Annotated in this window: 14 protein-coding genes; 5 read left to right on the forward strand and 9 right to left on the reverse strand. The window is 73.2% G+C overall.

Annotated elements, in window-relative coordinates:
• Positions 1 to 132 precede the first annotated feature (132 nt).
• Positions 133 to 906, forward strand: a complete 774-nt coding sequence (locus IE260_RS00105; protein WP_189868317.1) for a MerR family transcriptional regulator — start codon at positions 133 to 135, stop codon at positions 904 to 906.
• Between the two features lie 9 nt (positions 907 to 915).
• Here the strand turns inward: IE260_RS00105 and IE260_RS00110 are convergent, their stop codons facing one another.
• The 4 genes from IE260_RS00110 to IE260_RS00125 form a co-directional block, all read right to left on the reverse strand.
• On the reverse strand, positions 916 to 3,093 hold the full coding sequence (locus IE260_RS00110) for a 3-hydroxyacyl-CoA dehydrogenase NAD-binding domain-containing protein (RefSeq protein ID WP_189868318.1): 2,178 nt from the start codon (positions 3,091 to 3,093) through the stop codon (positions 916 to 918).
• 50 nt (positions 3,094 to 3,143) lie between these two features.
• The gene (locus IE260_RS00115; protein WP_189868319.1) at positions 3,144 to 4,358 is read right to left on the reverse strand and encodes an acetyl-CoA C-acetyltransferase; all 1,215 of its coding nucleotides are present in this window, start codon (positions 4,356 to 4,358) and stop codon (positions 3,144 to 3,146) included.
• Positions 4,359 to 4,369: 11 nt separating this feature from the next.
• Entirely contained in the window at positions 4,370 to 5,527 is a 1,158-nt protein-coding gene (locus tag IE260_RS00120; RefSeq protein ID WP_189868320.1) for a CaiB/BaiF CoA transferase family protein, read from the reverse strand.
• A 130-nt stretch (positions 5,528 to 5,657) separates the two neighbouring features.
• The gene (locus IE260_RS00125) at positions 5,658 to 6,038 is read right to left on the reverse strand and encodes an MmcQ/YjbR family DNA-binding protein (protein WP_189868321.1); all 381 of its coding nucleotides are present in this window, start codon (positions 6,036 to 6,038) and stop codon (positions 5,658 to 5,660) included.
• A 112-nt stretch (positions 6,039 to 6,150) separates the two neighbouring features.
• Here IE260_RS00125 and IE260_RS00130 point away from each other — a divergent pair, with 112 nt between their 5' ends.
• Positions 6,151 to 7,329: a saccharopine dehydrogenase family protein gene (locus IE260_RS00130; RefSeq protein WP_189868322.1), complete on the forward strand. Its 1,179-nt coding sequence runs from the start codon at positions 6,151 to 6,153 to the stop codon at positions 7,327 to 7,329.
• An 8-nt stretch (positions 7,330 to 7,337) separates the two neighbouring features.
• Here the strand turns inward: IE260_RS00130 and mmpA are convergent, their stop codons facing one another.
• A complete protein-coding gene (mmpA, locus tag IE260_RS00135; protein ID WP_189868323.1) occupies positions 7,338 to 7,484 on the reverse strand; it encodes a morphogenic membrane protein MmpA in 147 nt (48 codons plus the stop codon).
• Positions 7,485 to 7,674: 190 nt separating this feature from the next.
• Here mmpA and IE260_RS00140 point away from each other — a divergent pair, with 190 nt between their 5' ends.
• Positions 7,675 to 7,869, forward strand: a complete 195-nt coding sequence (locus IE260_RS00140) for a hypothetical protein (RefSeq protein WP_189868324.1) — start codon at positions 7,675 to 7,677, stop codon at positions 7,867 to 7,869.
• On the opposite strand, the gene IE260_RS00145 is transcribed toward IE260_RS00140, so the two are convergent.
• Entirely contained in the window at positions 7,857 to 8,552 is a 696-nt protein-coding gene (locus IE260_RS00145) for an endonuclease V (RefSeq protein WP_189868325.1), read from the reverse strand. The genes IE260_RS00140 and IE260_RS00145 overlap by 13 nt on opposite strands.
• 59 nt (positions 8,553 to 8,611) lie before the next feature.
• Here IE260_RS00145 and IE260_RS00150 point away from each other — a divergent pair, with 59 nt between their 5' ends.
• Positions 8,612 to 8,908: a YciI family protein gene (locus tag IE260_RS00150; protein ID WP_189868326.1), complete on the forward strand. Its 297-nt coding sequence runs from the start codon at positions 8,612 to 8,614 to the stop codon at positions 8,906 to 8,908.
• 10 nt (positions 8,909 to 8,918) lie between these two features.
• Here the strand turns inward: IE260_RS00150 and IE260_RS00155 are convergent, their stop codons facing one another.
• Both IE260_RS00155 and IE260_RS00160 read right to left on the reverse strand, forming a co-directional pair.
• The gene (locus IE260_RS00155; protein WP_189868327.1) at positions 8,919 to 9,248 is read right to left on the reverse strand and encodes a plasmid stabilization protein; all 330 of its coding nucleotides are present in this window, start codon (positions 9,246 to 9,248) and stop codon (positions 8,919 to 8,921) included.
• Positions 9,249 to 9,320: 72 nt separating this feature from the next.
• Positions 9,321 to 10,409 (reverse strand): WD40/YVTN/BNR-like repeat-containing protein, encoded by a 1,089-nt coding sequence (locus tag IE260_RS00160; RefSeq protein ID WP_229880259.1) that lies wholly within the window; start codon positions 10,407 to 10,409, stop codon positions 9,321 to 9,323.
• 262 nt (positions 10,410 to 10,671) lie between these two features.
• Here IE260_RS00160 and ssgD point away from each other — a divergent pair, with 262 nt between their 5' ends.
• A complete protein-coding gene (ssgD, locus tag IE260_RS00165; RefSeq protein ID WP_189868328.1) occupies positions 10,672 to 11,088 on the forward strand; it encodes a spore wall synthesis regulator SsgD in 417 nt (138 codons plus the stop codon).
• Positions 11,089 to 11,095: 7 nt separating this feature from the next.
• Here the strand turns inward: ssgD and IE260_RS00170 are convergent, their stop codons facing one another.
• Positions 11,096 to 11,932, reverse strand: coding sequence for an isocitrate lyase/PEP mutase family protein (locus IE260_RS00170; protein WP_189868329.1), 837 nt, complete (start codon positions 11,930 to 11,932; stop codon positions 11,096 to 11,098).
• Between the last annotated feature and the right edge of the window lie 10 nt (positions 11,933 to 11,942).

The raw sequence follows: 11,942 nt of genomic DNA on the forward strand, positions 1-11,942 counted from the left end.
TCAGGTCACAGAGCGTTACTTCTCACACGATCCACTTCCGCTGTCCACGGTGATCACCGACCGTTCACATCATGGTCGGCAAAGGGTGCTGTGAGGTTTCACAGCACTGGTGCGACAGCGATACTGCTTCACATGACGACGCGCGACACCGAGCCCCGGGGGCGGTCCGAGGACACAGAGCCGACCCTCACGGTCGACGAGCTGGCCGCGCGGGCCGGTGTCACGGTGCGCACGGTCCGCTTCTACGGCACCAAGGGGCTGCTGCCCCCGCCGGCGATCGGTCCGCGCCGGGTGGGTCACTACGGCCGGGAGCACCTGGCCCGGCTGGCGCTGATCGAGGAACTGCAGCACCAGGGCATGACGCTCGCGGCGATCGAGCGGTACCTGGGGCAGCTGCCGCCCGGGCTGACCGCCCACGACCTCGCCCTGCACCGCGCGGTGGTGGCCTCCTGGGCGCCGGACACGGTGGAGAGGCTCACCCGGGACGAACTGGGCCGGCGGGCGGGCCGCCCGCTGAGCGACGAGGAGGTGGAGCGGCTGGCGGCGATGGACGTCGTCACGCGGGTCGGGGACGCCTACCGCGTCGACGCCGGGCTGCTCCGGCTCGGCGTCGAGCTGCTCGACGTGTCCCTGTCCCACGAGACGGTCCTCGCCGCCCGCACGGCCCTCCTCGAGCACTCCCGCGCCGCCGCCCGCGACCTGTCGCGGCTGCTGCGCGACGCGGTCGCCGAACGCGACGCCCGGGACGTGAAGTCCCTGTCCGCCCACATGCACCCGCTGGTGGTGCAGGCGCTGCTGACCACGTTCCAGCGGTCCCTGCGCGAGGAGCTGCGGGCGTGGCTCGACGGGGAGGGCGAGGAGCGGTCCGGCGGCGCGGACGAGGGGTCCGGCCGCTCGGACCGGTGATCCGGCGGCTCAGCGGCCGTCGGTGAGGACCTCCCCCTTCTCCGCCTTCTCGACCAGCAGCGCGGGCGGCGCGAACCGGTCGCCGTAGCGCTCGGCCAGCTCACGCGCGCGTGCCACGAAGCCGGGCAGGCCGCCGTCGTAGCCGTTGATGTACTGCAGGACGCCGCCGGTCCAGCCCGGGAAGCCGATGCCGAAGATCGAGCCGATGTTGGCGTCGGCGACGGAGGTCAGCACGCCCTCCTCCAGCAGCCGGACGGTGTCCAGCGCCTCGGAGAACAGCATGCGCTCCTGCATGTCCCGGAACGGGATCTCGTACCCGGGCTTGGTGAAGTGCTCCCGCAGGCCCGGCCACAGGCCGGCCCGCTTGCCGTCCTCCCCGTACTCGTAGAAGCCGGCGCCGCCGCTGCGGCCGGGGCGGGAGAACTCGTCGACCATGCGGTCGATGACGGCCTCGGCGGGATGCGCGGTCCAGGTGCCGCCCGCCTCCTCCACGGCCCGCCTGGTCTCGTTGCGGATCTTGCGGGGCAGGGTGAGCGTCAGCTCGTCCATCAGGGAGAGCACCTTGGCCGGGTAGCCGGCCTGCGCGGCGGCCTGCTCCACCGACGCGGGCTCGATGCCCTCGCCGACCATGGCGACACCCTCGTTGATGAAGTGGCCGATGACGCGGGAGGTGAAGAAGCCGCGCGAGTCGTTGACGACGATCGGCGTCTTGTTGATCTGGCGGACCAGGTCGAAGGCGCGGGCCAGCGCCTCGTCGCCGGTGTGCTCGCCCTTGATGATCTCCACCAGCGGCATCTTGTCGACGGGCGAGAAGAAGTGCAGCCCGATGAAGTCGGCCTGGCGCTCGACGCCCTCGGCGAGAGCGGTGATGGGGAGGGTGGAGGTGTTGGAGCACAGCAGCGCGTCGGGGGCGACCACCTGCTCGATCTCCTGGAACACCTTGTGCTTGAGGGAGGTGTCCTCGAAGACGGCCTCGATGACCGCGTCGCAGCCGGCCAGGTCGGCGACCTCGGCGGTGGGCGTGATCCGGGCCAGCAGGGCGTCGGCCTTCTCCTGGGTCGTACGGCCCTTGGCGACGGCCTTGGCGCACAGCTTCTCGGAGTAGCCCTTGCCCTTGACCGCCGCCTCCAGGGAGACGTCCTTCAGGACGACGTCGATGCCCGCGCGGGCGCACGAGTAGGCGATGCCGGCGCCCATCATGCCGGCGCCGAGGACGGCGACCCTGCGCACCTGGCGGGGCTCGATGCCCTGCGGGCGGTTGGCGCCGGAGTTGACGGCCTGGAGGTCGAAGAAGAACGCCTGGATCATGTTCTTCGACGTCTGACCGGCGGCCAGCTCCACGAAGTAGCGGGCCTCGATGACCTGGGCGGTCTCGAAGTCGACCTGGGAGCCCTCGACGGCGGCGGCCATGATGTTGCGCGGGGCCGGGTAGGGGGCGCCGTTCGTCTGCTTGCGGAGGTTGGCCGGGAAGGCGGGCAGGTTGGCCGCGAACTTCGGGTGCGCGGGCGTGCCGCCGGGGATGCGGTAGCCCGGCTTGTCCCAGGGCTGGGCGGACTCGGGGTGGGCGTCGATGAAGGCGCGGGCCTTGGCCAGCAGCTCCTCCTGGGTGTCGGCCACCTCGTCGACCAGGCCGTTCTCCTGGGCGCGGCGCGGGTTGTACTGGGTGCCCTGGAGCAGCACCTTCAGCAGGGCGTCGGTGATGCCGAGCATGCGGACGGTGCGGACGACTCCGCCGCCACCGGGGAGCAGGCCGAGGGTGACCTCGGGGCAGCCGATCTTGGAGCCGGGCGCGTCGAGGGCGACGCGGTGGTGGCAGGCGAGGGCGATCTCGTAGCCGCCGCCCAGGGCGGCGCCGTTGATCGCCGCGACGACCGGCTTGCCGAGGGTCTCGATGCGGCGGAGGTTGCGCTTGATCGCCATGCCGCCGTCGAACAGCTCCTGGGCGGTCTCCGGGGTGACGCGGATGAGGTCGCGCAGGTCGCCGCCGGCGAAGAAGGTCTTCTTGGCGGAGGTGACGACGACTCCGCGGATGGAGTCCTTCTCCGCCTCCAGGCGGTCGGTGACCACGGCGAGCGATTCGCGGAACGCCTGGTTCATGGTGTTCGCGGACTGGTCGGGGTCGTCGAGGACGAGGGTGACGACGCCGGTGTCGTCCTGTTCCCAGCGGATGGTGGTGCTCTCGGTCATGACGGGGTCTCCGTAGAAGTCAGAAGGCTCGGGTCCGGTTCCGCAGGGATTCAGATGCGCTCGACGACGGTGGCGATGCCCATGCCGCCGCCCACGCACAGGGTGGCGAGGCCGTACTGCTTGTCCTGGCGCTCCAGTTCGTCGACGAGGGTGCCGAGGATCATCGCGCCGGTGGCGCCGAGGGGGTGGCCCAGCGCGATCGCACCGCCGTTGACGTTGACCTTGTCCAGGGACAGGCCCATGTCCTTCACGAAGCGCAGGACGACCGCCGCGAACGCCTCGTTGATCTCGACGAGGTCGATGTCGTCGATGGTCAGCCCGGCCTTGGCCAGCGCCTTGCGGGTGGCGGGGGCGGGCCCCGTGAGCATGATGGTGGGCTCGGAGCCGGAGACGGCGGCGGAGACGATCCGCGCGCGCGGGCGCAGTCCGTAGCGGTCGCCGACCTCCCTGGACCCGATGGCGACCAGGGACGCGCCGTCCACGATGCCGGAGGAGTTGCCCGCGTGGTGGACGTGGTCGATCTTCTCGACCCAGTGGTACTTCTGCAGCGCCACGGCGTCGAAGCCGCCCAGCTCGCCGATGTCGGCGAAGGACGGCTTGAGGGCCGCCAGGGAGTCGGCGGTGGTGCCGGGGCGCAGGTGCTCGTCGTGGTCGAGGACGGTCAGGCCGCTGCGGTCCCTGACCGGCACGACGGACCGCTCGAAGCGCCCCTCCTTCCAGGCCGTGGCCGCGCGCTCCTGGGACAGGGCCGCGTACTCGTCGACGTCCCGGCGCGAGAAGCCCTCGATGGTGGCGATGAGGTCGGCGCCGATGCCCTGGGGCACGAAGTTGGTGGCGAGGTTGGTCATCGGGTCGTTGAACCAGGCGCCGCCGTCCGAGGCCATCGGCACCCGGGACATCGACTCGACACCGCCGGCCAGGACCAGGTCCTCCCACCCGGAACGCACCTTGGCGGCGGCCAGGTTGACGGCCTCCAGGCCCGAGGCGCAGAAGCGGTTCTCCTGCACGCCCGCCACGGTGTCCGGCAGCCCGGCGGCGATGGCGGCGATCCGGGCGATGTCGGAGCCCTGGTCGCCGACCGGGCCGACGACGCCGAGGACGACGTCGTCGATCGCGGCCGGGTCGAGGTCCGGGAACCGCGTACGGATCTCGTGGATGAGGCCGACGACCAGGTCGACGGGCTTGGTGCCGTGCAGGGCGCCGTTCGCCTTGCCGCGCCCGCGGGGGGTGCGGATCGCGTCGTACACGTACGCTTCGGTGGTCACTGGCAGACCTTTCACTGAGGGGTTCGGGGTGAGGTCAGAAGTCGGGGGACGCCCCAGTCGCGGGCCACGGCGTCGGTGTCGGCGCCCGGCCGGGCGGGCCCGGTGCGGACGGCGGTGGGCGTGGCGGAGAAGCGGGGCGCGGGGGCCGGCTGGGTGATGCCGCCGTGGTCGGTGAAGGTGCCGCGGGCGGCGAGGTGCGGGTGGTGCGGCGCCTCCCGGAGGGACAGCACGGGGGCCACGCACGCGTCGGATTCCTCGAAGACGGCCGTCCACTCCTCCCGCGTGCGGGTCTTGAACCGGGCGGCGACGGCCTCGCGCAGCTCGCTCCAGCGGGAGATGTCGTCGCGGGCCGGCGCCTTGTCGGGGATGCCGAGCAGCTCCATGAACACCTCGTAGAACTGCGGTTCCAGTGCGCCGACCGCCATGTACCGGCCGTCGGCCGTCTCGTACGTGCCGTAGAACGGGCAGCCGCCGTCCAGCAGGTTGGCGCCGCGCCGGTCCTGCCAGCCGCCGGCCGCGAGCATGCCGTGGATCATCGCGGAGAGGTGGGAGGCGCCGTCGACGATGGCGGCGTCGACGACCTGGCCGGTGCCGGTGGCGCGCGCGTGGTGCAGGGCGGCGAGGATGCCGACGACCAGGTAGAGCGAACCGCCGGCGAAGTCGCCGATCAGGTTGGCGGGGACGGCGGGCGGCGCGTCGGGGGTGCCGATCATGCCCAGGGTGCCGGTGAGCGCGATGTAGGAGATGTCGTGGCCGGCGCGCCGGGCGAGGGGGCCGTCCTGGCCCCAGCCGGTCATGCGGCCGTAGACCAGGCGGGCGTTGCGGGCGTGGCAGGCCTCGGGGCCGACACCGAGGCGCTCGGCGACCCCCGGGCGGTAGCCCTCGATCAGGACGTCGGCGCGTTCGGCCAGATCGAGGACTTGGGCGGCGCCGTCCGGGGCCTTCAGGTCGATCACCACCGAGCGCTTGTTGCGGTTGGTGACGTCGTGCGCGGGGTCGATCGCGAGGCCGGGGCCGCCCGGCCGGTCGACCCGGACGACGTCGGCGCCCAGGTCGGCCAGGAGCATGGCGGCGAAGGGACCGGGACCGATGCCGGCCAGCTCGACCACCCGCACGCCGGCGAGGGGGCCGTGCGGTGGCGTCGTCGCCGTGGTGTCTGCCGTGGTCATCCAGCCCCCAGTCTGTGACACAACTGATGTAACACCAGTGATGCTAGGAACGTGTCCCAGTCGGCACAAGGCCTGAGCGAGCAAGCGCTTAGCCAATTATGCTCCGCGACGGCCGCCCGCCGGGGCACCGTCACCGCGCGTCCAGTTGCGCCGCCAGCCGCTTCGGGGCGACGGTGCGGTAGCTCTCCTCCACCCAGTCGCACAGCAGCTCGACGGCGGGGGCGCCCCGCTCCTGCAGCGGGACGCTGACCCACCCCGCTCTCCCGAGTCCGTACCCTGCGGGTTCGGCGCCGGGGCAGGACAGGGCGTGGGCGTGGGCCGCCTCGTCCTTGAGCTTGACCGTGACGCCCATCGGGTGACTGCCGTCGGTCACCCCGAGGAAGACGAACACCTTCTTGTTCACCTTCGCGACGGACTCGCCCCAGGGGAACTCCTCCGCGGCGCCCGGCAGCCCGAGGGCGAACTCGCGTACGCTCTGCCACTTCTTCAGGGCGTTCCTGTCCACGGCCACCTGCTACCTCCGGGCTCGTCGTCGGGCTCCGCACCCTTCACGCTAGCCTCAGCCACCGACAACGGCGCGTGCTGCGGACCGAGGGGCCGCGGACGGGTTGCAAAGGGGTGTCATGAGCAGGCTGAACAGGGCGGACCGGCCGTACGACGTCGTGCTCTTCGGGGCGACCGGCTTCGTCGGCGAACTCACCGCGGAGTACCTCGCCGCCCACGCGCCCGAGGGGCTGCGCTGGGCGATCGCCGGCCGCAGCGAGGAGAGGCTGCGGCGGCTGCGCGAGCGGCTGCCGGGCGCCGCCGGCGTCGGCGTGCTGCGGGCCGACGTGTCCGATCCGGCCTCGCTGCGCGAACTCGCCGAGCACGCGCGCGTGGTGGCCACGACGGTGGGCCCCTACGTGCGGTACGGCGAGGCACTCGTCGCCGCCTGCGCGGACACCGGCACGGACTACCTCGACCTGACGGGTGAGCCCGAGTTCGTGGACCTGATGTTCGTCCGGCACGACGCACGGGCGCGGGAGACGGGAGCCCGGCTGGTGCACGCCTGCGGCTTCGACTCGGTCCCGCACGACCTGGGCGTGTATTTCACCGTGCGGCAGCTCCCGGAGGGCGTGCCGCTGACCGTCGACGGGTTCGTGACGGTCGACGCCGCCTTCTCGGGCGGTACGTTCGCCTCCGCGCTGGGCCAGTTCGCGCGCGGGCGGCAGATGCGGGCCGCCGCCCGGGACCGCCGGCGGCACGAGCCCCGGCTGGTGGGCCGGCGCGCGGCGACGCCGACCGGCGCACCGCGGTTCGCCGGGGAGGTGGGGGCGTGGGCGCTGCCGCTGCCGACCATCGACCCGCAGATCGTGCGGCGCTCGGCGAAGGCCCTGGAGCGTTACGGCCCCGACTTCCGCTACCGGCACTACGCGGCCGTCCGGCACCTGCCCGTCGCGGTGGGCGCGGTGGCGGTGGTGGGCGCGACGGTGGCGGCGGCCCAGGTACCGCCGGCGCGGCGCTGGCTGTCCGACCGGATCAGGCCGGGGGACGGGCCGAGCCCGCAGAAGCGGGCCAGGAGCTGGTTCTCGGTCCGCTTCGTGGGCGAGGGCGGCGGACGCCGGGTGTGCACCGAGGTCTCGGGCGGTGACCCCGGGTACGACGAGACGGCGAAGATGTTCGCCGAGGCCGCGCTGTCCCTGGCCCTCGACGACCTGCCGCCGACGGCCGGTCAGGTCACCACGGCGACGGCGATGGGTGACGCGCTGACCGAACGGCTGCGGGCGGCGGGCATCCGCTTCCGGGTGGCCGCGACCCGCTGACGGTCCGTCTACAGCCCCCAGCCGGCCACGGTGTAGATCATTCCGCCGATCCAGCCCACCCCCGCCGGCACGGCGAGCACCAGCGCGACGGTCACGGCCCGCTCGACGGGCCGGCTGGGGTGGGCGAGGGGCTTGGGAGCACGGTGCGTGGTCATGCGCCCCAGCCTGTCGGGGCAGCCACCGCCGGACATCCGTACAGGTACTCAGAGCACGTACTCACAGCCCGCCGCGCGGTTTCTCGCACCCCCTCACCCCGACTTGAGACTTTCCCGTGGGATCGGCCCCGCCGGCCGTCCCGCTGCGCGGAAAAGTGCCAAGAAGGAGTCGAATGACACACTTGAAGGCATGAGATTCGTACTCGAAGTCACGATGGACGAGGGCGGGTCCGCCGAGGAGCGCGCGGGCGAACTGGGGCGGATTCTGCGGTACTGGGGCGGCAACGTGCGGCACTACGCGCTGCTGCCCGGCGACGGTTCGGCCGTGTACGACTCGGAGTACCGGGAGGTGGGCCGCTGGACCGTCGAGGATCAGGCCGGGTAGGTGGCCTCCCGCAGGGCCTTCCGGCACAGGGCGTCCGCCCTGCGGGTGGTCTCCGGCAGGCGGTAGGAGGGGGTCAGGGCGAGCGTGTGGGCGCAGGCGTTGTCCAGGCTCACGCGGTGGCCGACGGAGACGAAGACCGGCTTGACGGCCTCGCGCGTGCGCAGGGCGCGCCCGACCTCCTCGGAGCCCGCGAGCAGCGCGGACGTGCTGCCGCGCGGCGTGTCCGGGTCGTCGTGGGTGAAGGTGAACGGGTTCTTGGCCACGCCGATCGTGGGCAGCCCGGTGAGCACGCCGAGGTGGCTGGCGAGGCCGAACCGGCGTGGGTGGGCGAGGCCGTAGCCGTCGCAGACCACCAGGCCGGGCGGGCAGGGCAGGGCGTCCAGGGCGGCGAGGACGGTCGGTATCTCGCGGAAGGCGAGCAGGCCGGGTACGTAAGGGAAGGAGATCCGCCCGACGGCGGTGGCCTCGGCGACGACCTCGAGGGTGGTCGCGTCGAGCACGACGGCCGCCGCCGCGACGACGTCCCGTCGGTCGTCGTAGGCCACGTCGACTCCGCTGACGTGGCCCGTCCCGGGTGGCGGTCCGGGCTCGTCGAGCACCACCCGTTCCCGCAGTTCGTCCTGGACGGCGCGGGCCTGCTCCTCGGTCGCGGGCCACCCCGCGGGTATGCGTACGGTCGTCATGGTGCCCACGAGCCTAACGGGACGCCTTGGCCGGAAGGCGGACGAGTAGGCTCGTGATCGTGTTCGTACTGGAGCTGTCCTACACCGCCCCGCTGGATGCCGTCGACGCCGTGCTCCCGGCGCATGTGGCATGGCTCGACGAGCAGTACGCGAAGGGCGTCTTCCTGGCCTCCGGGCGCAAGAACCCCCGCGACGGCGGGGTGATCATCGCCGTCGCGGGGGAGCGGGCGCGGATCGAGGAGATCACGGCGGGCGATCCGTTCGTCGCGGCCGGGGTGTGCGCCTACCGCATCACCGAGTTCGTCGCCACGAAGACGGCGCCGGCGCTGGAACGGTACCGGGAGCAGCCCGGCTGAGGGCTCCGGCTCACTTGCCGAGCGCGCGCTGCAGCTCTCCCTTGTTCATGCTCGAACGGCCGTGGATGTCCCGGCGCTTGGCCTCCTGGTACAGCTGGTCGTAGGTGGGCCCCTGGGAGCCCTGCCCCGAGCCGGACCGCTGTCCGCCGCGCTTGCCGGACGACTTGTCCTGCGTCGAGGTGCGGCTCGCGCTCTTGGACTCGCCGGACCGGGCGCGTTCCTTGTTCACCGTCCGGGCCGCGATCTCCTTGGCGCGGCCGGTGCTCTCGCCACGGTCCTGCGCGCTCTCCTTGATGTGCTCGTACTGCCGCTCCCGCTTGGAGCTCGAACCGCGTGGCATGTCCGCTCACTTCCTTTCCCGTTCAGCGAACGGGTACCCACGTTACGGACAAACACGGCACCCCGCGCGATGTCAGCGTTCCAGCCGGGCCACCCGCCCCCGCTCCCCCGCGGCCCAACAGCCCAGGTCCGGGGTGCAGTCCACGGTGTCGTACGAGCCGGTGTCCACCGTCCGCCAGGTGTGGCCGCCGTCGGTGGTCAGGTCGGTGCCGGTGGGTCCCACCGCGAGGGCGGCGGTGCGGCTGTGCGGCAGCCAGGCGACGCCGGAGCGGTAGGCCGCCGGGGGCCGCTCGGCGGGCCGCCAGACACGGCCTCCGTCGGCGGTGCCCGCCGCCGACCGCGGCGAGGGCTCCCCGGGACGGAAGTCGCCGCCGACCGCGAGGCCGTGGACGCGGTCGCGGAAGGCGAGCGCGAAGACGCCCCGGGCGGGGTCGCCCGCCGGGATCGGGGCGTCCACGGCCGTCCAGGTCAGCCCGCGGTCGGCGGAGTGCAGCACGCGCGCGCGTGCGGCCCCGCCGGTGGCCAGCCACACGTCCTTCGGCCCGGAGGCGACCAGGCACTGTCCACTGGCCGCGAACCCGGCCTCGCCCTCCTGGGCGGCCGGCATGCCCCCGGTCGGCAGCACCTTCCAGGAGCGCCCGCCGTCGCCGGTCGACAGGATCCGGAACTTCCCGTCCACGGGGTCGCTCATCGCGAGGCCGTGGCGGCGGTCGAAGAAGGTGAGGCAGTCGTAGAAGGCGCGCGGGTCGGGGTTGCGGAAGGACTCCGTCCAGGTCGCTCCGCCGTCGTCGGTGCGGAAGATGCGGGACGCCTCGCCCTCGCCGATGGCCAGGACCACGGCCCGCCGGGCGTCGAACGCCTCGATGTCCCGGAACTGCAGCTCGCCGGCGCCCGGCGGGGAGACGTTCCGCCAGGTGGCACCGCCGTCGGTGGTGCGCAGGACGGTGCCCTGCGTTCCGGCCACCCAGGCGGTGTTCCGGCTGACGGCCGCGAGCCCCCGGAAGCGCACCTCGGAGGCTCCGGTCTCCTTCGGCTCCCAGTGGGGTCGCTGGTGCGCCTGCGCCGGCGCGGCCGTGAGCGCCGCGACCGCCGCCGCGCACACCACGCCGGCCGTCACCAACCGTCCCGTGCGCCTGCCGCCGATCCGTACCGTGCGTCGCATGCTCCCCAAGCGCCTCATGGCGGGCGAAGCTAGCCCACCGCCCGGACGCCGTCCAGAGGACCGCGCCCGGCCTTCGCGGACGGGTGTGTGCCCCAAGTGCCTTTCGGGGCATGCGAGGAGAGACACATCACTGGTGCGCATGAAGGCGGTGACAGAGGTCACTCGCACGTCGTGTGCACGGATTGGCTCATTCCGTCGTCTCTTCCAGTACCCGGCCCGATCCACCCCGGAAGCCCGTCCAGCCGTCACGAGGAGCAAGGCGTTGTCCACCGTCATCGAGCAGCCCGTCGAAGCGCGCCTCGTCGCCGCCGCGCCGCGTATGCCGAGCATTCCCGCCACGCTGCACTACGACCGGAGCGACCCGTTCGCCGTCCGCATGACCTTCCCGGCCCCCGCCACCCTGGAAGGCGTGGACGTCTGCTGGACCTTCTCCCGCGAGCTGCTCGCCGCGGGCATGCGGGAGCCCGAGGGCCAGGGCGACGTGCGGGTGCGTCCGTACGCGTACGACCGCACCGTGCTGGAGTTCCGCGCCCCCGAGGGCACCGCCGTCGTGCACGTCCGCTCGGGTGAGCTGCGCCGGTTCCTGCAGGCCACCAGCGAGCTGGTGCCCGTCGGCCTGGAGCACCTCCAGCTGGACCTGGAGCACGAGCTGGCGGAGCTGATGCGGGGGACCTGCTGATGACGCCCTAACGGCCGCGGGCGGCCAGTGCGTTGAGCTCCCCGTAGTCGAGTCCGCCGGTCAGCGACGCGTACGTCCCCTCCTCCAGCAGCTCCCGTGCGGCGCGGCGGACCAGCGCGTGTGCGGCCTGCGCGATGCCCGAGCCCACGCTGACGCGCGCCACGCCCAGCGCGGCCAGTTCGGCGACCGGCGGTGCCCCGGGACCGGCCATCACGTTCAGCGGTCCGTCGACGCCGGCGACGAGCTCCTTGACGGTCCCCGGGTCGACGGCTCCGGGGACGAAGATCCCGTCGGCCCCCGCGGCGCGGTACGCGGCGGCCCGCTCCAGGGTGAGGTCCACTCCCCCGGCGCCGCGCAGGAAGGTGTCGATGCGGGCGTTGACGAAGAGCGGCACGCCCTCCGCGTCGGCGGCCTCGCGGGCTGCGGCGAGGCGCTCGGCCTGTTCGGCGACGGGGCGCAGCGGCAGACCCCCGTCGTCGTACCGCGCGTCCTCGATGTTCACCCCGACCGCGCCGACGGCGAGCACCGCGCGGACGGTGTCGGCGACGCCCGCCGGGTCCGCGGCGTAGCCGCCCTCGATGTCGGCGCTGACGGGCACGCCGACCGCGGCGGTGACGCGGGCGACGGCGGCCAGGGCGGCACCGCGCTCCAGCCGGTCGCCGTCCGCCGCGCCCAGGGCCCAGACCAGCCCCGCGCTGGTGGTGGCCACCGCGGCGGCGCCCGCGTCCTCGACCAGTCGGGCGGTGACGGCGTCCCAGGCGTTCGGCAGGACGAGCGGCGTTCCCGGAACGTGCAGGGAGCGAAAGGCGAGGGCCCGGTCGTGAAGGGTGCTGTGCTTCGTCATGCGGCTCACC

It is taken from the genome of Streptomyces viridiviolaceus, assembly GCF_014650995.1.
In the GTDB taxonomy this organism is placed as follows: domain Bacteria; phylum Actinomycetota; class Actinomycetes; order Streptomycetales; family Streptomycetaceae; genus Streptomyces; species Streptomyces viridiviolaceus.